This window comes from Salmonella sp. SJTUF14076 (assembly GCF_015534835.1).
Taxonomy (GTDB): Bacteria; Pseudomonadota; Gammaproteobacteria; order Enterobacterales; family Enterobacteriaceae; genus Salmonella; species Salmonella enterica.
Window position 1 is genome coordinate 3510932 of sequence record NZ_CP064674.1, and the last position, 25781, is coordinate 3536712.

Sequence of the window (25781 nt, forward strand, 5' to 3'; positions counted from 1 at the left end):
GCTGGACGTCATGCCGCCACTTCGGTGCGGTTACGTCCGGCATTCTTTGCTTTATAAAGCGCCATATCCGCAGACTTTAGCCATTCCCGATAATGACCGATTTGTGGCGTTAACGGCGCCACGCCCACGCTGATACGTAACATGACCTGCGGCGCGCCCGGCAAGCGTAAGGTATTTAGCCGTTCATGCACTCGCGACATGGCGGTAATCGCGCTGTCTGCCGGCGTTCCGCACATAATCACCGCAAATTCGTCGCCGCCAAAGCGCCCGATAATATCACTCCCGCGTAGCGTTATCTGTAATTGACGCGTCAGGGCGATAATAGCCTCATCCCCAACATCATGTCCCCAGGTGTCGTTAATGCTCTTAAAATGATCGATGTCGATAATCAACAATGTCGCCTCCCGATGGTGGCGTCGGCTGTGATCGAATTCATTACGTAATAAAATTTCCCAGTGGCGTCGGTTATAGACGCCGGTCATGCCATCCCGCGAACTCATCGCCTGCAAGCGTCGCTTATGTTCCGCTAATTTAATGGCCGTTTGATAACTTACCCAGGCGAACAGAAGCGGATACAACATAATGACGGGCAAAGAGAGCGTGACTTCCAGCGACGAGCTTCGCATCGCGACGGGTAGCCCGGTAAGCTGCAACGTCACCAGACATGACGCCAGCAAAAGGCCCATTCCGACAGTGAATAGCCGCCGCCCGCCAGCGCCCATCAGATTCATGCTCATCATCATAAACAGCGCGGCGGCAGGCAACATATTGACGCCCATCAACGCGATCCACATGCCGGAGAGGATCGCATCCACTTTCAGGTTGTAAATTTCCTGGCGTAGCGGATCAAGGGCTTTCGCCGCCCACTGCCACGCCAGATGCGGCCAGACAAAAGACCAGCCGACCAGCAATAACCACCAGCCGCCAAAGACAGGTTGCGACACTAACACGGCGGCCACCGGTAAAAACATCCCCCCTAACCCCACCGCGCGCGGTAGCCTGATGCGCCGGGCGAAGCGCAACCCGGAGCGCTGACGATCATCAGGAGGGTCAGGCGGCGCTACCGCCTGTTCAACCGCTTTTCGGTAAAAATTTTCATCATTCATTATTTTTGGGAACATTTAGAAACAATTTTCCCAAATTATAGAAACAGAGCGCATGGAGGAAGTATGAAATTTCGGGTGAGTGTTTTTCAGGGCTCACCCGATAGCACTACGCCGCTTTTTTCAGGCAGGCGCTCATAAACTTACTACGGTCATCGCCTTTCAGGGATTGTTCCGTCGCCTGAACATTGCATTCACGCATTTTCTGCTGTTGCGGCGTCAGGCTTTTCTCGCCAGGGCCTGACTGGCTGTTTTTTAGACAGTCGCTAAGGTAAGTTTTACGCGCATCGCCTTTCAACGCTTGCGCTGTCGCCTGCTGATTACAGGTCGTCATGCGCTGCTGTTGCGGTGTTAACGGTTTTTCGGTTGCGCCGACGGCGGTTAAAAAGACCAGGCCAAAAAGTAAAGTCACCAGTAATGTTATTTTCATAGCACCATCCTTTTGTCAGTGTACGCATTACACGTTGTCCCTTTGGGAAATATCCCAGGGACTTTATATAAGTCTGGCTGTTACTGGCAAAAATACCACCCGGCAGTAAAAGTATTACTTACCGTTAGCAATAGATGTTTTATTGATTGACAAACCGTAGGCTAATGTGCAACTCGATTATCCACAGTCACGCAGGATGCAGAAGAACAACGCATAACGTTACACTGTTATTACCATAGCCGCTTCGTTTTTATTTTCTTCTGGTTAATACAGAGCAAAATAAAAACGAAGCGGCCAGGGCTATTTTATAAAAGTAACGTTATAACAACTGTGTTGTTTTAAATACGATTAGTGCCGGGGGTGTCTCAGCAACTTTTTTACATATTGGCGCAGCAATTCCGTATCGTGATCAGGAACGCTGGCATCCGGCTTTACGCCTTCAAGTGCCCCCTCTACCTGACGTATCAACATCTCCTGCTCGTTTTGCGCCATGTTACGTAACATTGCTGTGACGATAATCTCTAACGCTTCTACCTGAGCAACCAGTTCTTTCGACTCTTCTTCTTTTTGGGCTAGCTTAAGCAACAACTCTGCTATGAGATTTTTCATGACCATATTTCCTTATTAGTTCCAGGGTGACGTTATCACTATGAAGAACCACTGCCTAGAGGCTGAAAGTACTATTTTTATGATACAGGAAGAACTTTACACAAATAATTATCACTGTCGCCGCAGCGAAACGTTTCTCAGGCCGTAAACGAGACGATAATAAACCATCAAAAAACAATAATCACGCTATATCATAATTTAAGGTTATGCCATCTATAGAAAAACTTCACGGATAAAGAATATATCTTTTAATTTAAACCATATCGTAACGGCAGAAGCGCCGTTACGATGCACCGCTATTGGCCTTTCGCTTTTTGCGCGTTACGCCGACGACGTAACGCCAGGGTCAGTTGCCCGATATTGATCAACACGATCGCCGCCGTAGCGATAAAAACCCAGCGGAAACCGGCCATCGCCGATACCGTCGCGCCCATCAACGGCCCAACCACGTTGCCCAGATACATAAATGACTGGTTGTAGCCAAAAATACGTCCGGTAATTTGGTCGCTGGAGTATTTCACCAATAACGTTTGTACGGCGGGTAACATCGCGCCATCGGCAAAGCCCAACAAGAAACGCAACAGCCCCAACTGGAACGGCGTGGTGACCCAGGACATCGCGAAGAAAAGCAGCACTGCGCAGATAAGCGTGGCCATCAGAATTCTTTCCGTGCCGATTCTGTCGCCAAGTTTTCCCAGGCGAGGCGCGGAGATAAGCGCAGAGATACCGGGCACCGAGGCAATTAACCCGCTAAGAAAGGCGATGTTATTACTGTCCGGCATCATTGATTTGATAAACAGCGCCAGGATTGGACTGATGGAACCATTACAGAGTTGAATGACCATCGTGGTAAAAAACAAACTGATCACCAGCGCAGGATAAGGTAACGACGCAAAAACGGCTTTACCGCTCAGGCGTTCGCTTTTCCTGATGACCGGACGCACGCCTTCTTTAATTAAAAATAGCGTGACCAGAAAGCTCACCACCAACAGCATGGCGGTAATCAGAAATACCGCCCGCAGCCCGATATGATCCGCGACAAAGCCGCCCATTAACGGCCCGCCGATAACGCCGCTGATCTGCGCGGTAGAAAGCGTACTGAGCGCCCAGCCGCTACGTTCGCGCGGTACCTGAGAGGCTACCAGCGCCATGGCATTGGGGATATAGCCTGACGTTAACCCCATGATTCCGCGCAGCAGGAAAAGTTGCCAGACATGGGTCGCAAATGCCTGCAGTAGAATAGCTATCGCCATCCCGAGCGACGCGCGCAATAGCATCAGTTTACGCCCTTTACGATCGGCGAGACTGCCCCACATCGGCGACACAATGGCGGAAATAAGAAACGTGATGCTAAACGTTAACCCGGACCACATTGATAACGCTTCATGGGAAGAGACGCCAAGCTGGGAAATATAAAGGGGTAAGAATGGCAGGATTTGGCTGATTGCCAGCCCGGTAAAAAAACATCCAAACCAAACGGAAATTAGATTAACTTTCCAGGATTCCATAAGACTCGTAACGGTAAGTAGCTGAAAATACGCGCTAGCTTAGCAAATTCTCTTTTTCCTGGTGGTTCCAGAGGTGCGATACGTCACACTTTGCTATTTTGTCTCCCCGTTCATCATTTTTGTGAAACATGTCACATTATATAGCCGCGCAAGGCAGACGTTTATGCTTTAACGACACACGCCGTAGCCCCGCATTCCAAGATGAAAATGGTTAGCATGCGCAGCGTTATAGTCAGGCCCGAGCCCATTGCCATAATAATGGCAACTGGCGTTTAACATAGCGCGTAACCAGGGCCCCGTCTCCTGACGCCCCCAGCCGCGCAGAACAGTGATTTTTCGGCCATCTGATAGCTGAAACCCGCTGACATCCAGCGCTTCTGCGCTGGCATGTTCACTGCGACGCGCATCCGGGCGGTGATAAATATTACGGCAGGCATAGCTGCCCAGATGTTCGATGCGGGTCAGGCGGCGCTTCATCCACGTTTCTGTTAAAGGTTTTGCCTGCTGTTCGACAAACAGCGCGGAGCGCAGCGCCAGCGGGCAGGAGGCTAAAAAACTGCTGCTCAGTTTAACCTGGCCAAAATCTCTGACGCGCACAACATGGGACAAGGGACATTCACCAGCGCTATCCGCAACAGGTTGTGATGAAATTAATCCCTGTTGATTGGCCGCCGTCAAAAGCTCCCGGCACTGCGACGGCGTCAGGCGCTGTAGTTTGAAGGTAGTGATCCAGCCTGGCGGATCGGCAAGTTGTAGCGGAGCAAAAGGATTATAATAAGAGGGAAGATAACGATATCCCAGCCCGCCAATGCCGCCCAACAGCACAATAATCAGAAAACCCTTACCTCTCACGCGGCCTCCGTTCTCACATCCCATAAACATTATGGCAGAACCCCGCGAAACCCGCGTTTTGTCGTGGTAATGTATACGCTTTGCATTCGATGGAATGGGTTTTTAAGATGGCGAAATTGCGGGTAGGAATAGTATTTGGCGGTAAGTCGGCGGAACATGAAGTGTCTTTGCAATCAGCGAAAAATATCGTTGATGCGATCGATAAAACCCGCTTCGACGTGGTGCTGTTAGGGATAGATAAGGCGGGACAATGGCATGTTAACGATGCGGAAAATTATTTGCAGAATGCAGACGATCCGGCACATATCGCGCTACGTCCTTCGGCAATCAGTCTGGCCCAGGTGCCTGGCAAACATCAACACCAATTGATTAACGCCCAGAATGGGCAGCCGCTGCCGACGGTAGATGTTATTTTTCCTATCGTCCACGGTACGCTGGGCGAAGACGGCTCATTGCAGGGGATGCTGCGCGTCGCAAACTTACCGTTTGTCGGTTCAGACGTGCTGAGCTCCGCAGCCTGCATGGATAAAGACATCGCCAAGCGACTACTACGCGATGCAGGACTGAATATCGCCCCGTTTATTACACTCACCCGAACGAATCGTCACGCGTTTAGTTTTGCCGAGGTTGAATCCCGTCTGGGACTGCCGCTGTTCGTTAAGCCCGCCAATCAGGGCTCTTCGGTCGGCGTCAGTAAAGTCGCTAACGAAGCGCAATATCAGCAGGCGGTCGCGCTGGCTTTCGAATTCGATCATAAAGTGGTGGTGGAGCAAGGGATCAAAGGGCGCGAGATCGAATGCGCCGTATTAGGTAACGATAACCCACAGGCCAGCACCTGCGGCGAAATCGTACTGAATAGCGAATTTTACGCCTACGATACTAAGTATATTGATGATAACGGCGCACAAGTTGTCGTACCTGCGCAGCTCCCTTCCGGGGTGAATGACAAGATTCGCGCGATTGCGATCCAGGCTTATCAGACGCTGGGGTGCGCGGGTATGGCGCGTGTCGATGTCTTTTTAACGGCAGACAATGAGGTCGTGATTAACGAGATCAATACGCTGCCAGGTTTTACCAATATCAGTATGTATCCAAAACTCTGGCAGGCGAGCGGATTGGGCTATACCGATTTGATCAGCCGCCTGATTGAGCTGGCGCTGGAACGCCATGCGGCGAATAACGCCTTAAAAACCACGATGTAATACCGCACGCCCGATAGCGCAACGTTTATCGGGCGTCTTTTACCTCGTCATCTTCGCGCCGGCGAATGATGAACCCCGCCAGCCAGAAGCTAATAATCCACGTTACCAGCCCAACGCCATAGGTTTGCCATCCTTTCGCCTCAAAACCCAGCAATCCTACGACGCCATTCAAAATAAAGATAAGGCCAATAGAGAAGGCATAGTAGTGCCAGTCACGACGAATTTTTACGGGCAAACGCATAACGACTCCGACGTATTAACAGCAACAAAAACGTATTTTTGCATACTTCTGGCGAGCGAGTCTGTGGGGGATACGGAATTTCTTAAATGTTAATTGATTTTGATAAAAGTGATCGTTTTGTGACAACTAACAAAAATTTACGCGATGGATACATTCCGTATGTGAAATTACCATGATTCTGATATTGACAAACACAATGACCTGTCAGACTTCACAGTAAGCCGATGGCATAACGCCAGATCGTAGCCGATCATCCTGGAGGTCTTTATGGCTGATTTCACTCTCTCAAAATCGCTGTTCAGCGGGAAGCATCGAGAAACCTCCTCTACGCCCGGAAATATTGCTTACGCCATATTTGTACTGTTTTGCTTCTGGGCCGGAGCGCAACTCTTAAACCTGCTGGTTCATGCGCCGGGTATCTATGAGCATCTGATGCAGGTACAGGATACAGGTCGACCACGGGTAGAGATTGGGCTGGGCGTCGGGACGATTTTTGGCCTGGTGCCCTTCCTCACGGGCTGCCTCATTTTCGCCGTTATCGCCTCGTTTTTACGCTGGCGTCACCGTCACCAATAAACCTTAGCGCGCTGGAGAAAATATCCCAGCGCGAAATTTATCCCCCCATACACCGCGCCCGTCGCTCATCAACTCGTTTAGCAAACCAGGCGGTCGTCAGCTTACGCGTGATCTTCGGGCTTTCCAGTTGAATACCGGGCAACATTTCCCGCGCAAGCGTCTTGCCCGTTTTGGCCTCGGCCAGTTTATAGACTTTCTTGTAGAGCGCCGTTTTTTCAAACGCCAGGCTATCGCCTTTCTCCAGTTGGCTGCGAATTTCACGCTCACTCATTCCCAACTGCCCTGCCAGTTTGCGCACCGCTAACTCTGTTTTGCCCGGTTCTTTGCTGTTATAACGAATCAGATCGCCATCCAGCGCCAGTTTTACCCCACTGGCTTTACTGACGGCATTCTGGAACGCAGCGTTACGGCTGGCGTACCATCCCGCGTTGAAGTCGGCGAAGCGGAAAACAGGCGCGCTGTAGTTCGCCGGGTAATTCAGCAAATGGTAAGTTCCAAACCACAACCCGCCACGGCGCGTAAAGACCTCCTGACGTACCGTACCCGCCATCTTCCACGGATAACCTTTCGCGTGCTGTTCGGCAAAGGCAATGCTGACCTGCATCGGGCCGCCCGTATGCACCGGGTTATATGAGCCAAATAGCGTCTGCCCCATAGGAACCATATTGATAAAATCGTCAAAAATAGCGCTAAGCTGTTTTTCGGTTTTTACCGTGTCCAGCCGTTCGCTATAGCTCTTGCCGTTGGGGGAGTTAATTTTCAGCGCGGTGTGCACCAGAAACAGCGGAATGTGTAGTCGTTCAGCGCGGCGATCAATCTCCTGCCAGGCGATTTTACTTAGCCCCGGCACGACAGGATCCGCCTGATAACCGGACTCCTGCTGGGCGACAGCCAGCACCGAACAGATATTTTCTACCGTCGGCGCCAGCCCCTGGCTCTTAAACGTTGTCGCGATATCTTTCGCCCAGGCCTCTCTGTCTTTGACACTGGCTGGCATTTTCTGACGTACTACGCTTGCCACGTCGACAGGCTTCTCGCCCTTGCTCACCGGCTGCCCGGATTGACTACTACAGCCAGCCAATATGGCAACCGCCAGAAAAGGCAGAGGATAAAGACGGGACGCCGCCGACATAACGTTTCCTTCTGTTAGCTAAAAGAGTGGGTCACTTCCTGAACTGGCTGACCATCCAACTGGCGTTCAAAGCTACGTAAACGTTTATAAATAGACATCAGCTCCACCAGCGTCGTCCAGGAGTTAATCAAATACTGGAACGAACCGCGCACCTGGCCAAACACGTTGGTGATTTGCGTCATCAGCCCCAGCGTAATCGTACCGGCAACAATGGAAGGAAACAGCAGGAACAAACCGAAAACGTTATCGACCTGCAAATAGAGAATGCGCGCGATGTTGAAATACATATAGTGAAAGTAGAGACGAAAGTAGTTATGGCGCACCGCGCTAAACAGTTCACGGACGGTGGGCGGCGTGGCGCGGCTGGCGTCATCTTCACCGTAGACCAGCTCCTTACGATAAGCGGCTTCCACTCGCTGATTTTTAAATTCCAGCCCCGGCAATTTGATCCCGACGACCGCCAGCAGGCCCGTCCCCATTAATGACCAGACTATGGCGGCAATGACCAGGCCGTAAGGGATATGCCCTACGATGGGTAAATTCGGCACATGCGCTGACAGGGTGACTAACACCGGCAGAAAGGCGATGAGCGTCATGATGGCATTGATAAAACTCACGCCCATATTCTCCAGTGTAGAGGCAAAACGCATGGTATCTTCCTGCACACGCTGGGCGGCCCCTTCGATATGGCGTAGGTACTGCCAGTGCGCCATATAGTGCTCATTCATTGCGGTACGCCAGCGAAATACATAGTGGCTGACAAAGAAGTTGTTCAGCACGCCGATCACCACGGCGATAAGCGCAATACCGAGAAACACCCCCACTTCATGATAAAATTGACCAAGAGTGACCTTGTGCGGCGAGCTGAGCGCCGTTTGAATCAAATCATAGAACGGCGCGTACCAGGCGTTAACCGCGACGCCAACCTCCACCAAAAACCAGGTGACAAAAATAATGAGCGAGGTGCCAAGTATCGACCAGTACTGCCAGCGGTGCGGGCTATAGATGAACCAGAACGTTGCAAATAATCCCACGCAAATCAGGTAATAAGCATAAAAAATCAGATAGTCCAGCGACCAAAAGCGCGCTGCGCTGATAGGCACTTCATCGGATGCCCCTACAAGTCGCGCCACCCAATCTCCTCCTCCCGCCTGCCAGAAAATGACGGCGATCAGCGCCCAAACAAACGCCGACATGAAAAACGGCCCTGGCTTTGGGAAAAAAGATTTAAACATCATGCTCTCCTGCTAACTTCTTATCTTTATTACGGCTGCTGTGACGGCGGCAATAGCACGCCATGCCCACGCAAATGAAAGGGCTAAACCAGGCATTGTGACCTACGTTGTGACGCTTAGTTCGCATTTCTGCTCAACAGAATTGTTTCGACGAGTTTCATACACAGCAGGCACGCTGACGCTATCAGGTTATCACAAGCGCTCTATCACAAAAGTAAACATTCTCCATCACGAAAACCCGCCGTTACGTTTTTTCACCCACTTTTTTCTCTTTAACGTTTTGCAATGTGCCGCCGGGTAGTATAAATACGCATAACCACCGTTATTTCACTTATGGACATCACCGTTGAAACGTAGTCTGCTTTTTACTGCCATGCTGTTTGCGGCATCACTTACTTCTGTCCAGGCGGCTCAGCCGATTGCCGATCCGGTTTTTGCCTCTGATATCGTTGATCGTTATGCCGAGCATATCTTTTATGGTAGCGGCGCCACGGGCATGGCGCTGGTGGTGATCGACGGCAATCAACGCGTGTTTCGTAGTTTCGGTGACACCAGACCGGGCAATAATGTTCGTCCACAGCTTGATTCGGTCATTCGTATCGCTTCTCTCACCAAGCTCATGACCAGTGAAATGTTGGTAAAATTGCTCGATCAGGGAACGGTAAAATTAAACGATCCTCTCAGCAAATATGCGCCTCCCGGCGCGCATGTCCCGACGTATCAAGGCACGCCGATTACGTTGGTCAACTTAGCGACCCATACCAGCGCGCTTCCGCGAGAACAGCCCGGCGGCGCGGCGCATCGTCCGGTATTTGTCTGGCCAACCCGCGAACAACGCTGGAACTGGCTCTCCACAGCAACGTTAAAAGTCGCGCCCGGTTCACAGGCGGCCTATTCCAATCTGGCGTTCGACCTGTTAGCCGACGCGCTGGCGACCGCCTCCGGCAAACCTTATACGCAACTGTTTGAAGAAAAGATTACCCGCCCGCTGGGAATGAAAGACACCACGTTTACCCCTTCTCCCGATCAGTGTAAGCGTCTGATGGTGGCAGAGAAAGGCGCAAGCCCCTGTAATAATACGCTGGCTGCCATTGGCAGCGGTGGGGTCTATTCTACGCCAGGAGATATGATGCGCTGGATGCAACAGTATCTGTCGTCAGATTTCTATCACCGTAGCCAACAGGCCGATCGTATGCAAACGTTGATTTATCAGCGCACACAGTTAAAGAAAATCATCGGGATGGACGTACCGGGTAAAGCCGACGCGCTCGGTCTGGGTTGGGTCTATATGGCGCCAAAAGACGGACGTCCTGGCATTATCCAGAAAACAGGAGGCGGCGGCGGTTTTATTACCTATATGGCGATGATCCCGCAATATAATATTGGCGCTTTTGTGGTGGTAACCCGTTCCCCCCTCACTCGTTTTACCAATATGAGCGACGGGATTAACGATTTGGTTACTGAGCTAAGCGGCAATAAACCGATTGCTATTCCTGCATCCTGAGTCGTCGCGCCTCGCGCTATATCAGACGAGGCGCAACATTTTTGTTAATATTCGGAGGGCAAACGGTTAATACTGATCAGTTTGCCTTTATTCATTTCAATGTAATTACCCTTACGCAGGGCCGCGAGAACTTCCGCCACCACCGATCGCGATACGCGCGTTCGTTGATGAATATAATTCATAACACCAATACGTGAGCGAAGTTCTTCATCCCACTCAATCATTGTCATTAACGTCGCACGAATTTGGTCGTAAGAATTATTACCAATGAGCTGCTTGTCACGAAGTTCCAGTACCTGACTTTTCCATACTATCCAACAGAAGGCTTCACGCCACAGTTGGTTCTGCTCAATGATGGCGAGAGTTTGTGATGATGAGAGGCGATAACCGATGCAACCGCTCTCCGCAATTAATTTATATTGTGCCTCTTTTTTCGCCACGCCATCGGCTAAGCCAAAAATAAAAGGGGCCTGCACAATACCAATAAGAACTTTATCACCCCGAACTAACGAAACAACCCCCTCTAAAATAACAAAGGTATGGGTATTACTTTCATCAGGTGAACAGATAATCTCTTTATCGTTAACAAACTCGAAACGCGTACCATGCTTAGAAAGGCATTTATCGAGTCTGTAGAATTCCTGTAGTGGCTTGCTTAAAGATAACATATGCATTCCTTGCAATAATGCCCGTCAAGTCCTTGACGGGCATTTTTCAGTTTAAATTACCTTTATTTCTCCTGAGAGAAAATGATTACCAGGTATATTTAACACCAACGTTTGCAGACCAGTCTTGATCAACATCACCGCCGCCGAGGTAGTTAGCATCGGTGTAGGCGCTGAAGTTCTTCGTGAAGCTGAACTGAGTACCCAGACCAACACGTACCGCAGAACCTTCTACGCCGTTGTCGATAGAGTCGCCGTTTACGTCAGCATCGTTGTTGGAGTCGTCGTAAACGTAAGCCAGTTTGAAGTACGGGGTCAGCGCCTGATCTTCGCTGTAAGTGAAGGTATAACCTGCATCTACACCGAGTTCATAACGCATGCTGTCGTAAGACTGACCGTCAACTTTCATGTCATTGCTCAGCTGGTAGTCGTCGCCAGACTGGAACAGACCGGATACGCTACCGTAAGGCGTTACGTAGCCTGCATCACCCAGCTTCAGATCATAACCCAGTTTCAAGCCGAAGCCCCAGGCGTCAGAAGAGGTGTTGCCGTCAACGTAAGTACCGTCGCTCATGTTAGCAGACAAATCGTTGTTGAAGTGAGAGTAGCTCAAGTTACCGTCAACAAAGATGTTGTTTGCGAAACGAGCGGAAGAGTAGATGTAGGCAGACTGGCTGTCCTGATCCACCTGACCGGTACGATCGCTCAGGTCGCCTTTCGCGAAGCCTGCTGCCGCACCAACGATCCACTTAGCGTTGTTACCGTCAACTTTGGTATCAACACCGACCATGATGCCATTAACATCCTGATCGTAGTTAATGGTGCCGTTGTCGCCGTTGAAGTTACCGCCGAAGTAGCTTACCCATGCGCCGCCGTTATCCGCCAGGCCATGACGAGCGTTGGTCAGACGAGTACCAACGGTGTCTTGTTCCAGGTTCCAGATATTGGTGTTCGCAGAAGGAATGCTCAGCGCCATGTTAGCGTAGTCGGTCAGTTCCATCTGTTCCAGCACGACAGTGTTGCCTTCCTGCTTAGCCTGATAGGTGTAAGCACCCAAGTCAGCTTTGTTTGCTGCAGAGAAGGTTGCGTCGGTGTTTACGTCATTGACACGAATCAGCTCGTTGCCTTTGTAATCCGCAACAGAACCGGCGCCAGTAGCGTTGTCGATGCGCACTTTATAGTTACCAGTTGCGGCTACAACGTTGTCAGTGTAGCTATTATCCGCTTCACCGTTAGCACTGTAAGTAGTATCGGCAGTGTTATCACCGTTGTAATAATCACCATTACCATTCACGGTCAAATGACCGTCAGAAGTCATAGCGATGACACCGTAACCATAGGTAGCGTTTGATGTATCGGTTGTGTTGGTGTGGCCGTTAACCAAATCTGCATCCAGCACATAGTCGCTGTTGTTGATGTTAAATACACCAGCGTTGGTCAGTTCCAGAGTATCCGTGGATTTGCCCCTATATTTCCAGACACCTGTTATCACTTAACCCATTACTGGCCTGCTGCCGCAGATATTCCCGTGGCGAGCGATAACCCAGTGCACTATGCGGATGCCATTCGTTATAATGCTCGAACGCCTCTGCAAGGTTCTTTGCTGCCGTTAACCCGTCTGGTTTAGGCATGATACTGATGTAGTCACGCTTTATCGTTTTCACGAAGCTCTCTGCTATGCCGTTACTCTCCGGACTCCGCACCGCCGTGTTCTTCGGTTCAAGCCCCAACATCCGGGCAAACTGCCGTGTTTCATTAGCCCGGTAGCATGAACCATTATCCGTCAGCCACTCTACTGGAGACGCCGGAAGCTCGTTGCCGAAGCGGCGTTCCACCGCTCCCAGCATGACGTCCTGTACTGTTTCACTGTCGAAGCCGCCCGTAGTGACTGCCCAGTGCAGTGCCTCACGGTCACAGCAGTCCAGCGCGAACGTGACTCGCAGTTTTTCTCCGTTATCACAGCGGAACTCGAACCCGTCAGAGCACCATCGTTGATTGCTTTCTTTCACGGCCACTTTGCCAGTATGTGCCCGTTTCGATGGCGGTACAGCGGTTTTTCGCTCAAGCAACAGCGCATTCTGGCGCATGATCCGGTAAACACGTTTGGCATTGATCGCAGGCATACCATCAAGTTCGGCCTGTCTGCGAAGCAGCGCCCATACCCGACGATAACCATACGTGGGCAGCTCTCCGATAACATGGTGTATACGGAGAAGCACATCCGTATCATCTGAGTGACGGCTGCGGCGACCATCTTTCCAGTCATCGGTTCGTCTGAGAATTACGTGCAACTGCGCACGCGACACCCGGAGACAACGGCTGACTAAGCTTACTCCCCATCCCCGGGCAATAAGGGCGCGTGCGCTATCCACTTTTTTGCACGCCCGTATTCAACGGCTTCTTTAAGGAGTTCATTTTCCATCGTTTTTTTGCCGAGCAGGCGCTGGAGTTCTTTAATCTGCTTCATGGCAGCAGCAAGTTCAGAGGCAGGAACGACCTGCTCTCCTGCGGCCACAGCAGTAAGACTTCCCTCCTGGTATTGCTTGCGCCAGAGAAATAACTGGCTGGCTGCCACACCGTGTTGCCGGGCAACAAGGGAGACCGTCATTCCCGGTTCAAAACTCTGCTGAACAATAGCGATCTTTTCCTGTGTAGTACGCCGTCTGCGTTTCTCCGGTCCTAAGACATCAATCATCTGCTCTCCAATGACTAGTCTAAAAACTAGTATTAAGACTATCACTTATTTAAGTGATATTGGTTGTCTGGAGATTCAGGGGGCCAGTCTAATCCGTACCGAAAGAATCGGCATCAAATTCACCAGCACCGATGCTGAATTCACCGCCGTTTGATACGGTAATAGTGTTAGCATACAGATAAGCAGTTTCGTTTGTCAGATCAACTTTACTGTAACTATCAACCGTCAGGTGATCGGTATCAACTTCACCATAGGAACTGAGGTTCATCGTTGAACCATTGGTCAATGTGATGGTATCAGCAAGTAAATAAGACCCATCTGCTACATTTACCTGAGAACCATTATTAACGGTTAGGGTGTCGATGTTAGAACCGTTTACCGTATCCCATTCAGAACCGTTATCCAGCGCTACAGTGAAGATACCGCTCTGGAAGGTCTTGTCATCAACAACGTTGCCCCATTTATCCACAGTAGAACTTGGTTCTAAGCTGTTAGTACCATCTTCAAGATCGTACATCTCAGCCGGTGCGATATACTCATAGCTAAAGTATGCGTCACCTACCCACTTACTACCGTTATCGAGTTTGAGGTTCAGTTCATCAACGTTATCGTTGTCGTGACTCCAACCGCCATTCGTATCTTCTACACCATCGTTGTTGGTGTCATAACCGATTGGGCTGAAACCATCGCTGGCGTTGATAACACCATCACCATTGGAATCAGCGTTTGCATCAGCGCCATTGTTAAAGTGACTATCAAAAACAACATCGCCCATCAAGGTAGAACCGTTAGTAAATGTAACGTTGTTCTTCATTGAATAGTATGAGTTAGAATCGTCGGAGAATGACAGGGCAATATCATTTGCTGTACCGCCATTACCATAATCGCTTGGCTCTGAAGAGTTACCAAACCAACCGTTATCCTCAAGCGGAGTCACAGCCCCTGATGTAACAGTGGAATTGTCAACGACAATAGTGTTGTCCCAAGTATGAACATAAGCGCTATCACCACCAGTAGCATATGTTGCGTCGTAAGTATCACCCTGGCTCAGAGTAATACCTGCAACACGAGAGTTATTGGTGATATTAATATTACTTTCGACATCCAACGTTACAGCAGTGCCTAAAGAAGCTAATTCGGAAGTACGCCAATCTTCCGTAGTAACTTTTCCATCAGCATTATTATAATCATCGGTGAAGTAGAAATATTCATAATCATCATCGATAGTGGAGTTAGCGATATTGAGGGTAAATGTATCGCCATCATCCCAGTCATGATCAACATATGCTGTGTCATCCCACATATGCTGGGAAGTAATCATGCCATGGATGGTAGAATTGGTGATATTCAGTGTATTCGTAGAATCTGTGGTGTAGTCATTGTTCAGATAATACGTAGAAATAACACCATTTACAGTATCGTTGTTAAAGGATTGATCGAAATCGGTAGTTGCAGGATTGTAATAAACATAACCACCGTAAGTTACATAATCGGTGTCAGTATTGATCCCAGCGTACTGGGTAGTTGCGTCGTCATGATACCCAAAAGTGTTATAAGTAGTAGCATTCGCCTGAGAAGTGATTGCCAGAGTGCAAGCCAATGCTAATTGTGAGACTACAAGTTTCTTTTTCCAGGAGTGCATTTGTCATCCCTCCTCAGGGACGTAATATAGTTGATCCATCAATTATCAATGCATAAAAACATATAGATGTTTAGCAAGGAGGATTATGCGGCGTCATTGCTAAAAGGTTCAATTATTCTTTATCCTCAGTCCGGATTCGGACATGAATTAAAAGGACGTAATAAAAGGAAAATTTATAATTGAAAAGCATTCTTTTTCATGGCCTTACAAGAAAATAAAAAAACAAAACACATATAAGATAAATATGGATTAAAGAAAAACAAAATAAACATGAATAATGTTGAAACCCACATTTACTTAAATGACGATGAAATAAAACTAAAAACAACGTAAAACTAATTCTTATTTAAAATGATATAGTGCCTGAGGTATTAATCTTCGGTATATAAAAGAAGCGCCATGTTCTGCCGCCGCCGGGGCTGCGCCTGCTACGTTAAGGACCGTTTTCGTAAAACATCTGCCTGCAGATTCAGGTATACTGGGCCTTCGATTCCACAAACATCAGGCAGACCATGACAGACCTTATCCATCGCCCTCGCCGCCTGCGCAAATCCGCTGCGCTGCGCGCTATGTTTGAAGAGACAACACTTAGCCTGAACGACCTGGTGTTGCCGATCTTTGTTGAAGAAGAACTCGACGATTACAAAGCTATTGATGCCATGCCCGGCGTAATGCGTATCCCGGAAAAGCAGCTGGCGCGAGAGATTGAACGTATCGCAAATGCTGGTATTCGTTCCGTTATGACCTTCGGCATTTCTCACCATACTGATGACACCGGCAGCGACACCTGGAAAGAAGACGGCCTGGTGGCAAGAATGTCCCGCATCTGTAAGCAAACCGTGCCGGAGATGATCGTTATGTCCGACACCTGCTTCTGCGAATACACCTCGCACGGCCACTGCGGCGTATTGTGCGAACACGGTGTGGATAACGATGCGACGCTGGCCAACCTCGGCAAGCAGGCCGTTATCGCGGCGGCGGCTGGAGCAGATTTTATTGCGCCCTCCGCGGCCATGGATGGACAAGTCCAGGCTATCCGCCAGGCGCTGGATGCCGCCGGTTTTACCGATACGGCAATAATGTCCTACTCCACCAAGTTCGCCTCTTCTTTCTACGGCCCCTTCCGTGAAGCAGCGGGTACCGCGTTAAAAGGCGACCGCAAGACGTATCAAATGAATCCGATGAACCGCCGTGAAGCGATTCGCGAATCACTGCTCGACGAAGCCCAGGGCGCGGATTGCTTAATGGTGAAACCGGCCGGCGCGTATCTGGACGTGCTGCGTGAAATTCGCGAACGCACAGAGTTGCCGCTTGGCGCTTACCAGGTGAGCGGTGAATACGCCATGATTAAATTTGCTGCTATGGCTGGCGCCATCGATGAAGAAAAGGTCGTGCTGGAAAGTCTGGGCTCGATTAAACGCGCCGGCGCCGATTTGATTTTCAGCTACTTCGCACTGGATCTGGCTGAGAAAAATATTCTGCGTTAATTCTGTTACAGGGCGGCGCGCTGCCGCCGCCCTTTCCCGACTTTACACCCCACTATTCAGTCGCTGAGTCTAACCCGTTGCCGGACGCGGCTTATCCGGCTTACGGCTATTCCTCGATCGCCTGGCGAATTTGCTGCAACGACGCGGGATCGTCAATGGTTGTCAGATCGCCCGGATCACGGCCTTCGCAGATCGCCTGGATCGTGCGGCGAAGCATCTTTCCGGAACGCGTTTTGGGGAGCTGCGAAACAAACCAGACATGCGCCGGACGACCAAAGTGACCGATCTGGTTATCCACCAGCGCCATAATCGCTTTTTCCTCGTCGCGCGCCGCCTTGCGATCCGCCAGCGTATCGCTCTGCTTCGGAATGACAAACGCCACCGCTACCTGCCCTTTCAGAGCGTCCTTTATCCCCACTACCGCCACTTCCGCTACGTTCGGGTAGCTGGAGATACTTTCTTCTATTTCTCGCGTCCCCAGCCGATGACCCGCAATATTAATCACATCATCGGTACGGCCCAGAATAAAGTAATACCCCTCGGCGTCGCGGATTCCCCAGTCGAAGGTGGCATAAACCTGACGGTTAAACAGCGACCAGTAAGTCTTCACAAAACGCGCATCGTCGCCCCAAATAGTCTGAATACAGCCCGGCGGCAGCGGCCCTTCAATCACCAGCATTCCCTTTTCATTTATGCCGCAGGGCTCGCCGGTGACTTCATTGAGTAGCTGGACGTTATAACCGTACATCGGCACGCCGGGACTTCCCAGACGCGACGGCCTGTCGTCCAGCGCGCGGGCCAGCGCCATGATCGGCCAGCCGGACTCCGTCTGCCAATAATTGTCGATAACCGGCACACCCAGCGTCTCCGTTACCCAACTGGCCGTCGGCTCGTCCAGCGGCTCACCGGCCAGATAAAGCGCCTCCAGCGAGGAGAGATCGTGATTGCGGATTTGCGCCGTCGGGAATTTTTTCAGCACGCGAATCGCGGTCGGGGCGGAAAACATCCGGTTAACCTGGTATTTCTCGACAATTTTCCACCAGACCCCACAGTCCGGGTACGTCGGCAGTCCTTCGTAAACAATAGTCGCCATGCCTGCCAGCAGCGGCGCGTAAACGATATAGGAGTGGCCGACGACCCAGCCGATATCCGATGCGCAAAAGAATACGCCGCCCGCCTTGCCGCCAAAAATGGTGTCCATCGAGGTTGCCAGCGCCACCGCATAGCCGCCGACGTCGCGCTGGACGCCTTTCGGTTTGCCGGTAGTGCCGGAGGTGTAAAGAATGCACGAGGTTTCATTGGATTCCAGCCACGCCACCGGCACGCTCGCGCCGAGATGCTGCTGGCGCAACGTGGCAAAATCCAGATCGCGCCCATCCACCCACGCCATTTTCGCCAGCCCTCTGTCCACCAGCAGAACGTGTTTCGGCTGATGCTGCGCCTGCGCAATAGCGTCATCAAGCAGCTTTTTATACGGCAGGATTTTACCGCCCCGCGCTCCGGCATCCGCCGACACAATCAGCGCCGGTCTGGCATCGTCAATGCGCGCCGCCACGCTGTGCGAGGCAAAACCGCCAAAGACCACCGAATGGATCGCGCCAATGCGCGCGCAGGCCAGCAGGGTTATCTGCGCTTCGGCAATCATCGGCATATAGACCAATACGCGATCGCCACGCTGCACGCCCAGCGACAGCAACATGGCGGCCACAATGTTGACTTCATCATGCAACTGGCTGAAGGTAAATGTGCGCTCTTCATCGGTCTCTGATGAGACGGCAATCAGCGCCAGCGCCTCCGGCTGTTTATCCCGCCAGCGGTCGACGGCGTTATGACATAAGTTAGTGGTACCGTCGCAAAACCAGCGGGCAAACGGTGGGCGGCTATGATCCAGCGTCTGCGTAAACGGCTGTCGCCAGTCGATACGCCGGGCCTGCTCGGCCCAGAACGCCTCCGGTTCGTTAATGGAACGCTGATAAAATTCGCTAAAAGACATCACGCTCTCCTGTTGAACTTACGCCTTACTGCTGGCTGGCTCAGATGACATATAAATCGAGGTATTCGTTAACCGGCATCTGCTCCAGGCGGGCTCTGTCCAGGGAGACATCCAGAATGCGTTGCTGCTGGCGAGTCGGGAACTGACGCGCCAGGTTAATTTTAAATTTTTCGATAAGCTTCGGAATACCGTCGGCGCGGCGACGCGCATGACCAATCGGATACTCCACGACAACCTCGCCAAAGCGTGAGCCATCAGTAAACTCTACGGAGATCGCATTGCCGATAGCACGTTTTTCCGGGTCGTGATAGTCGGCGGTAAAAGCCGGGTCCTCATAACACACGATTTTCTCGCGCAGGGCGTCAATACGCTTGTCCTGCGCCACCTCGTCTTCATAATCCGCCGCGGTTAACCGTCCGAACAGCAACGGCACGGCGACCATATACTGGATACAGTGATCGCGGTCCGCCGGGTTATTGAGCGGGCCTTTTTTATCGATAATGCGAAGACAGGCTTCGTGGGTGCGGATAGTCACTTTCTCGATATCCGCTGCCGTTTTACCCGCGGCCTGCATCTGCTCATACAGCGTCATCGCCGCTTCGACGGCGGTTTGCGAGTGGAATTCTGCCGGGAAAGAAATTTTGAACAGCACGTTTTCCATCACGTAGGAGCCGTAAGGGCGCTGGAAACGGAACGTTTCACCTTTGAATGAAACGTCGTAGAAGCCCCAGGTTTTGGCGGTGAGCGCCGAGGGATAGCCCATCTCGCCGGTTTTCGCCATCAGCGCCAGACGTACCGCGCGCGAAGTCGCATCGCCCGCCGCCCAGGATTTGCGCGTACCGGTATTCGGCGCATGACGATAAGTGCGCAACGACTGCCCATCCACCCACGCCAGCGATACCGCGTTGAGGATCTCATCGCGCGTCAGCCCCAGCATTTCAGCGACCACCGCAGTCGAGGCCACTTTCACCAGCAACACATGGTCAAGTCCGACACGGTTGAAGGCGTTTTCCAGCGCGATGCAGCCCTGAATTTCATGGGCTTTGATCATCCCGCTCAATACCTGTTTCATGGTCAGCGGCGCTTTGCCGGCGGCGACGGCGTTGCGTGACAGCCAGTCAGCCGTCGCCAGAATACCGCCGAGGTTATCAGAAGGATGGCCCCACTCGGCGGCAAGCCAGGTATCGTTAAAATCGAGCCAGCGGATCATCGCGCCAATGTTAAAGGCTGCCTGTACCGGATCGAGCTGAAACTGGGTGCCCGGCACGCGTGCGCCGTTGGGCACCACCGTGCCTGGCACGATCGGCCCAAGCAATTTTTTACAGGCCGGGTATTCCAGCGCTTCCAGACCACAGCCGAGCGTGTCGAGCAGGCAATAATGCGCGGTGTCGTACGCCACCTTTGAGGTGATCTCGTAATTCATCACGTAATCAACGATATCGACGATTTCGCGGTCAAATTCCGGGCGGATGTTCAGTTCTTGGGTAGACATAGGGTACGTTTCCTGCGTTTTATTTTTAATAAGAGTGAGTTAGCAACGATCGTCTATCGAGACAAACTGGCGATCGTCCGGGCCGGTATAATTGGCGGAAGGACGAATAATTTTGTTGTCCTGACGCTGTTCAATAATGTGCGCCGCCCAGCCGGTAACGCGGGCGATGACAAACAGCGGGGTGAACATTTCGGTAGGGACGCCCATCATGTTGTAGGAGACCGCCGAAAACCAGTCGAGATTCGGGAACATCTTTTTGGTCTCCCACATCACCGTTTCCAGACGGTCGGCGATGTGGTACATCTTCAGCGAGCCGCCTTCTTCTGAAAGCTGTTTCGCCACCCGTTTGATCACCTGGTGGCGCGGGTCGGCGATGGTGTAAACCGGATGTCCAAAGCCAATCACCACCTCTTTGTTTTCCACGCGTTTACGGATATCCGCCTCTGCCTCGTCCGGCGTTTCATAACGCTGTTGAATTTCCAGCGACACCTCATTCGCCCCGCCGTGTTTCGGGCCGCGCAGCGCGCCAATCGCGCCGATAATCGCGGAGTAGACATCCGAGCCGGTTCCGGCAATCACCCGGCTGGTAAACGTCGAGGCGTTGAACTCATGCTCGGCATACAGCACCAGCGAAATATGCATCGCCTTTTCCCAGCTTTGGGTTGGCTTTTCACCGTGCAGCAGATGCAGGAAATGGCCGCCGATGGAATCATCGTCGGTTTCCGGCTGAATACGTTCGCCGTTGTGGCTGTAGTGATACCAGTAAAGAAGGATAGAGCTGAGCGAGGCCAACAGCTTATCGGCAATATCGCGCGCGCCGGAGACGGTATGTCCCTCTTTTTCCGGCAGGGTGCAGCCCAGCGCGGAAACGCCGGTACGCATCACGTCCATCGGGTGCGAAGCCGCCGGTAACGCTTCCAGAACGGTACGGACATTGGCGGGTAATCCGCGCAGCGCTTTTAACTTGCTTTTATACGCGTTCAGCTCGTCGCGGGTCGGTAATTTTCCGTGGATCAGTAAATGCGCGACTTCTTCAAATTCGCAGTGCTCCGCCAGATCGAGAATGTCGTAACCGCGATAGTGCAGATCGTTACCGCTTTTTCCCACGGTACACAGAGCGGTGTTCCCGGCAGGTACGCCGGAAAGCGCGACCGATTTTTTGGGCTTAATGACATGGTTATTATTTTGCAGGATCGTGGTGTCGCTCATAGTGTCCTCGTCATTTTTTTAATGTGTAGGGTATTGAGGCATGTAGGCCGTACCGTAGGCCGGATAAACGTAGTGCCATCCGGCATTGCCTGATGGCGGCTTCGCCTTATCAGGCCTACAGGCTACGATTTTTTATTCCTGTACAGCGCGTCCAGCTTCTCTTCGAACTGGTAGTAATTGATGCTTTCGTACAGCTCGTTGCGGGTCTGCATGATGTCGATCACGTTCTTTTGCGTCCCTTCCTGGCGCAGCACGGTATAGACTTTTTCTGCGGCGCGGTTCATGGCGCGAAACGCCGACAGCGGATAGAGCGCCATCGCCACGTGTGCGCTACGCAACTCGTCGGTCGTAAACAGCGGCGTCGCGCCAAACTCAGTGATGTTGGCGAGGATCGGCACCTGCGCCACGTCGGCGAACTGGCGGTACATCGACAGTTCGGTGATCGCCTCCGGGAACAGCATGTCTGCCCCCGCGTCCACGTAAGCCTGCGCGCGATCGAGAGCCGCCTCCAGCCCTTCCACCGCCAGCGCATCGGTACGCGCCATGATCACAAAGTTCGGATCGGTGCGCGCATCCACTGCCGCCCGAATTCGGTCTACCATCTCCTCTTTCGAGACGATCGCTTTGTTTGGACGGTGTCCACAGCGCTTAGCGCCAACCTGGTCTTCAATATGCAGCGCGGCGGCACCCGCTTTGGCTATGGACTTTACCGTCCGCGCGACATTAAAGGCGGAGGAGCCAAAGCCAATATCCGCATCTACCAACAGCGGCAGCGGACAAACATCCGTGATGCGCCGGATATCGGTTAACACATCATCCAGCGTAGAAATCCCCAGATCCGGCAGTCCGAGCGAGCCCGCCGCTACGCCGCCGCCAGAAAGATAGATAGCCTGATACCCGGCCCGTTGGGCCAACAGAGCATGGTTGGCATTAATAGCGCCGACAATTTGTAATGGATTCTCTTTAGCGAGCGCGGCGCGAAATGCCTGCCCCGGCGAATGTAAAGACATATCTCGTCCTCATGTTAGTAAATTGTTACTCAGAATGTATTCACCAAAGCAAAGGCTATGCCAGGCAAAGAGGCTGCGAGAAAATTAAATACAATGAGATTTAAAAACAGGTAATTACAGTCATTCCTGTTATGAATAAGCGCGATTAAGGGAAAAGAAAAACGTGTCAGCTAACGTTTCATGAAACGAATCGCCCCGTTTCATTGCAACATTTATGAAACACGTTTAAAACAAAAAATCGCCCCTTAAAGATGAACCTACTGCGATGACGACTGCTCACAGCGCTCCGCGCGATAATAGCGATAAACCGGTGATCTGGACGGTCTCCGTAACGCGTCTGTTCGAACTGTTTCGGGATATCAGCCTGGAATTCGATCATCTGGCGACCATCACGCCTATTCAACTCGGCTTTGAAAAGGCGGTGACCTACATTCGCAAAAAACTGGCGACCGAGCGCTGCGACGCGATTATCGCGGCGGGTTCGAATGGGGCCTATTTAAAAAGCCGCCTGTCAATACCGGTGATCCTCATCAAGCCCAGCGGATTCGATGTATTACAGGCGCTGGCGAAAGCGGGAAAGCTCACCTCGTCTATCGGTATCGTGACCTATCAGGAGACCATTCCGGCTTTACTTGCCTTTCAGAAAACGTTTCACCTCTGTCTTGAACAGCGAAGCTATGTCACCGAAGAGGACGCGCGCGGGCAAATTAACGAACTTAAGGCCAACGGTATTGAGGCCGTCGTCGGCGCGGGATTAATTACCGATCTGGCGGAAGAAGCGGGAATGACCGCCATCTTTATTTATTCCGCGGCGACCGTTCGTCAGGCTTTCCATGATGCGCTGGATATGACCCGTCTGACACGGCGCCAGCGCGTGGATTACCCATCCGGCAAGGGATTACAAACCCGGTATGAACTGGGCGATATACGCGGCCAGTCGCCGCAAATGGAGCAGCTCCGCCAGACGATTACGCTCTATGCCCGCTCCCGTGCGGCAGTGCTGATTCAGGGGGAAACAGGGACCGGAAAAGAGCTGGCGGCGCAGGCGATTCACCAGACGTTCTTTCACCGCCAGCCTCACCGTCAGAATAAGCCATCCCTTCCCTTTGTCGCCGTCAATTGCGGCGCGATTACCGAGTCATTGCTGGAGGCGGAACTGTTTGGTTATGAAGAGGGCGCGTTTACCGGTTCACGACGAGGAGGCCGGGCGGGGCTGTTTGAAATCGCACACGGCGGCACGCTGTTTCTGGATGAAATCGGCGAAATGCCCTTGCCGTTACAAACTCGACTTTTGCGCGTACTGGAGGAAAAAGCCGTCACTCGCGTCGGCGGACACCAGCCGATCCCGGTGGATGTCCGGGTGATCAGCGCTACGCATTGCGATCTGGATCGGGAGATAATGCAAGGACGTTTTCGCCCCGATCTCTTTTATCGCCTGAGTATTCTGCGTCTGACGCTTCCTCCTTTGCGCGAGCGGCAGGCTGATATTTTGCCGCTGGCGGAAAGCTTTTTAAAACAGTCGCTGGCGGCAATGGAAATTCCGTTTACCGAATCGATACGTCATGGATTGACACAGTGTCAGCCGCTTTTGCTGGCCTGGCGCTGGCCCGGTAATATTCGCGAACTGCGTAATATGATGGAGCGCCTGGCGCTTTTTTTAAGCGTCGATCCCGCGCCAACGCTGGACAGGCAATTTATGCGGCAGTTATTACCTGAGCTTATGGTGAACACAGCAGAGCTGACGCCTTCAACCGTGGATGCGCACTCGTTACAGGATGTACTGGCGCGCTTTAAGGGCGATAAGAGCGCCGCGGCGCGTTATCTGGGGATTAGCCGCACCACTCTGTGGCGTCGTTTAAAAGCTGGTGCCAAAGACCAGTCGGATAATTAAGACAAACGACCGCGTCCTGAATGCCTGATGGCGCTACGTTTACTGCAGGCCGTCATCCGGCAAAACGGATGCCGGTTGCCAGGAATAAATATACCCGCCGGAAACCCAGGCGGGTATTTTTATGATGCAACGCTTTTATTTCTTTTTATAAATATCAGCCGTACCATGAATTTTATTTTCTGTCTGCCCGGACGTCAGCACCACCACATCCGCCCCTTTTTCATCCGCCTTTTTGATTAAATCTTCTCTGGCGTCCAGCGGCGACATTTCCCCGGTGGTGGAAATCGTGCCAATTTTCGTGTATTCGGAGGCGACTTTATCAAAGTCCGTTTTTTTCATGATTTCTGCGGCATAAACGTTTGTCACGACAAACGCTAATGCGCCAAGCATAACCTTGTAGCCAGTTTTCATAGCAAAACCCTCGTTTTATTATTACGCCATCATCGCTTTATCAGAACAAAAAGGCCGTTCGGACTGATTAAATAAGTAGTGTAGATTGCTGGAAAAATCCAGTCAGCCCCCGCTCAGTCGGCGTAACAACGCGGATTAAAACGCCCCTGCTTTGTGATCTCACTCGCAATCATCTGGTTTGACTATTAATAAGATGAACGTTATTTCTTGAGGCTATGGGAAGAGTTGTCTATGGAGCCGTTTCATGCCGTTGTGCTTACCGTCAGTCTGTTTGTGTTAACCTTTTTTAATCCCGGCGCGAATCTGTTTGTGGTGGTGCAAACCAGCCTCGCATCAGGACGCCGGGCGGGGGTCATCACCGGCCTGGGCGTCGCCACGGGAGACGCCTTTTATTCCGGGCTGGGGCTTTTCGGTCTGGCGACGCTCATTACGCAATGCGAAGCGGTATTTTCTCTTATCAAAATTGTCGGCGGCGCCTATTTATTATGGTTCGCCTGGAACAGTATTCGTCACCAGGCGACGCCGCAAATGAGCACGCTCCAGACGCCAATTGCCGCCCCGTGGACAATTTTCTTTCGCCGGGGATTAATGACCGATTTATCCAATCCGCAAACCGTACTGTTTTTTATCAGTATTTTTTCCGTAACGCTTAGCGCAGAAACGCCCACATGGGCAAGATTAATGGCCTGGGCCGGAATTGTGCTGTCATCCGTTATCTGGCGTATTTTTCTCAGCCAGGCCTTTTCGCTTCCCGCAGTCCGCCGCGCTTATAGGCGTATACAGCGCATTGCCAGCCGTGTTATCGGCGCCATTATCGGGATGTTTGCGCTCAGACTTCTCTATGAAGGCGTGACGCACCGCTAATGTTTGCCCGGTAGCCTTTGCTACCGGACG

The 25781-nt window shown here is 51.7% G+C and carries 21 protein-coding genes and 2 pseudogenes; 6 read left to right on the forward strand and 17 right to left on the reverse strand.

Annotated features, from left to right (window positions below; genetic code table 11):
* Positions 1-8 precede the first annotated feature (8 nt).
* From adrA to HU143_RS17150, 5 genes are all read right to left on the reverse strand, one after another.
* Complete coding sequence (adrA, locus tag HU143_RS17130; protein ID WP_000484083.1) at positions 9-1121, reverse strand: diguanylate cyclase AdrA; 1113 nt, start codon at positions 1119-1121, stop codon at positions 9-11.
* A 91-nt stretch (positions 1122-1212) separates the two neighbouring features.
* The gene (gene psiF, locus HU143_RS17135; RefSeq protein ID WP_000705166.1) at positions 1213-1533 is read right to left on the reverse strand and encodes a phosphate starvation-inducible protein PsiF; all 321 of its coding nucleotides are present in this window, start codon (positions 1531-1533) and stop codon (positions 1213-1215) included.
* A gap of 348 nt (positions 1534-1881) precedes the next feature.
* Positions 1882-2142 (reverse strand): anti-adapter protein IraP, encoded by a 261-nt coding sequence (gene iraP / locus HU143_RS17140; protein WP_001518423.1) that lies wholly within the window; start codon positions 2140-2142, stop codon positions 1882-1884.
* A 296-nt stretch (positions 2143-2438) separates the two neighbouring features.
* Positions 2439-3650, reverse strand: a complete 1212-nt coding sequence (locus HU143_RS17145; protein ID WP_000446772.1) for a multidrug efflux MFS transporter — start codon at positions 3648-3650, stop codon at positions 2439-2441.
* Positions 3651-3818: 168 nt separating this feature from the next.
* The gene (locus HU143_RS17150) at positions 3819-4532 is read right to left on the reverse strand and encodes an extensin family protein (RefSeq protein ID WP_000480794.1); all 714 of its coding nucleotides are present in this window, start codon (positions 4530-4532) and stop codon (positions 3819-3821) included.
* Positions 4533-4609: 77 nt separating this feature from the next.
* Between HU143_RS17150 and ddlA the strand changes: the two genes are divergently transcribed.
* On the forward strand, positions 4610-5704 hold the full coding sequence (ddlA, locus tag HU143_RS17155; RefSeq protein ID WP_023227294.1) for a D-alanine--D-alanine ligase: 1095 nt from the start codon (positions 4610-4612) through the stop codon (positions 5702-5704).
* A gap of 25 nt (positions 5705-5729) precedes the next feature.
* Here ddlA and HU143_RS17160 read toward each other — a convergent pair whose 3' ends face one another.
* Positions 5730-5945 (reverse strand): DUF2754 family protein, encoded by a 216-nt coding sequence (locus HU143_RS17160; protein WP_001239240.1) that lies wholly within the window; start codon positions 5943-5945, stop codon positions 5730-5732.
* 267 nt (positions 5946-6212) lie between these two features.
* On the opposite strand from HU143_RS17160, the gene HU143_RS17165 reads away from it, so the two are divergent.
* Positions 6213-6521 carry a YaiY family protein gene (locus tag HU143_RS17165; protein ID WP_023227295.1) on the forward strand — a complete coding sequence of 103 codons (309 nt, stop codon included), beginning with the start codon at positions 6213-6215 and terminating at the stop codon, positions 6519-6521.
* A 37-nt stretch (positions 6522-6558) separates the two neighbouring features.
* Here the strand turns inward: HU143_RS17165 and yaiW are convergent, their stop codons facing one another.
* Entirely contained in the window at positions 6559-7653 is a 1095-nt protein-coding gene (gene yaiW / locus HU143_RS17170) for a surface-exposed outer membrane lipoprotein YaiW (RefSeq protein WP_023227296.1), read from the reverse strand.
* Between the two features lie 14 nt (positions 7654-7667).
* On the reverse strand, positions 7668-8888 hold the full coding sequence (sbmA, locus tag HU143_RS17175) for a peptide antibiotic transporter SbmA (RefSeq protein ID WP_000477024.1): 1221 nt from the start codon (positions 8886-8888) through the stop codon (positions 7668-7670).
* Between the two features lie 346 nt (positions 8889-9234).
* On the opposite strand from sbmA, the gene ampH reads away from it, so the two are divergent.
* Entirely contained in the window at positions 9235-10392 is a 1158-nt protein-coding gene (gene ampH, locus HU143_RS17180; protein ID WP_000830777.1) for a D-alanyl-D-alanine-carboxypeptidase/endopeptidase AmpH, read from the forward strand.
* Between the two features lie 44 nt (positions 10393-10436).
* On the opposite strand, the gene iprA is transcribed toward ampH, so the two are convergent.
* The 4 genes and pseudogenes from iprA to HU143_RS17200 all read right to left on the reverse strand — a co-directional run.
* Positions 10437-11060 (reverse strand): hydrogen peroxide resistance inhibitor IprA, encoded by a 624-nt coding sequence (iprA, locus tag HU143_RS17185; protein ID WP_000950242.1) that lies wholly within the window; start codon positions 11058-11060, stop codon positions 10437-10439.
* Between the two features lie 85 nt (positions 11061-11145).
* Positions 11146-12516 (reverse strand): annotated as a pseudogene (locus HU143_RS17190) (autotransporter outer membrane beta-barrel domain-containing protein); the annotation flags it as partial.
* 7 nt (positions 12517-12523) lie between these two features.
* Positions 12524-13752, reverse strand: a protein-coding gene (locus tag HU143_RS17195) for an IS3 family transposase (protein WP_089541817.1) whose coding sequence is annotated in 2 segments (ribosomal slippage) — positions 12524-13437 and positions 13437-13752 — 1230 coding nt in all. Because the reading frame shifts where the segments join, the coding sequence is not laid out codon by codon here.
* A gap of 91 nt (positions 13753-13843) precedes the next feature.
* Positions 13844-15394: pseudogene (locus HU143_RS17200) on the reverse strand (autotransporter outer membrane beta-barrel domain-containing protein); the annotation flags it as partial.
* Positions 15395-15906: 512 nt separating this feature from the next.
* On the opposite strand from HU143_RS17200, the gene hemB reads away from it, so the two are divergent.
* On the forward strand, positions 15907-16881 hold the full coding sequence (gene hemB / locus HU143_RS17205) for a porphobilinogen synthase (RefSeq protein WP_000130724.1): 975 nt from the start codon (positions 15907-15909) through the stop codon (positions 16879-16881).
* A gap of 106 nt (positions 16882-16987) precedes the next feature.
* Here the strand turns inward: hemB and prpE are convergent, their stop codons facing one another.
* From prpE to prpB, 4 genes are all read right to left on the reverse strand, one after another.
* Positions 16988-18874: a propionate--CoA ligase gene (gene prpE, locus HU143_RS17210; protein ID WP_023227298.1), complete on the reverse strand. Its 1887-nt coding sequence runs from the start codon at positions 18872-18874 to the stop codon at positions 16988-16990.
* Between the two features lie 40 nt (positions 18875-18914).
* Positions 18915-20366 (reverse strand): bifunctional 2-methylcitrate dehydratase/aconitate hydratase, encoded by a 1452-nt coding sequence (locus HU143_RS17215; protein WP_023227299.1) that lies wholly within the window; start codon positions 20364-20366, stop codon positions 18915-18917.
* Positions 20367-20405: 39 nt separating this feature from the next.
* Complete coding sequence (gene prpC, locus HU143_RS17220) at positions 20406-21575, reverse strand: bifunctional 2-methylcitrate synthase/citrate synthase (RefSeq protein WP_023227300.1); 1170 nt, start codon at positions 21573-21575, stop codon at positions 20406-20408.
* Positions 21576-21697: 122 nt separating this feature from the next.
* A complete protein-coding gene (gene prpB / locus HU143_RS17225) occupies positions 21698-22585 on the reverse strand; it encodes a methylisocitrate lyase (protein ID WP_000052221.1) in 888 nt (295 codons plus the stop codon).
* Positions 22586-22850: 265 nt separating this feature from the next.
* Between prpB and prpR the strand changes: the two genes are divergently transcribed.
* Complete coding sequence (gene prpR, locus HU143_RS17230; protein ID WP_023227301.1) at positions 22851-24476, forward strand: propionate catabolism operon regulatory protein PrpR; 1626 nt, start codon at positions 22851-22853, stop codon at positions 24474-24476.
* 135 nt (positions 24477-24611) lie between these two features.
* On the opposite strand, the gene yahO is transcribed toward prpR, so the two are convergent.
* Positions 24612-24887: a DUF1471 family periplasmic protein YahO gene (yahO, locus tag HU143_RS17235; RefSeq protein WP_000848026.1), complete on the reverse strand. Its 276-nt coding sequence runs from the start codon at positions 24885-24887 to the stop codon at positions 24612-24614.
* A 231-nt stretch (positions 24888-25118) separates the two neighbouring features.
* Here yahO and HU143_RS17240 point away from each other — a divergent pair, with 231 nt between their 5' ends.
* Entirely contained in the window at positions 25119-25751 is a 633-nt protein-coding gene (locus HU143_RS17240) for a LysE family transporter (protein WP_023227302.1), read from the forward strand.
* The last annotated feature ends 30 nt before the right edge of the window (positions 25752-25781 follow it).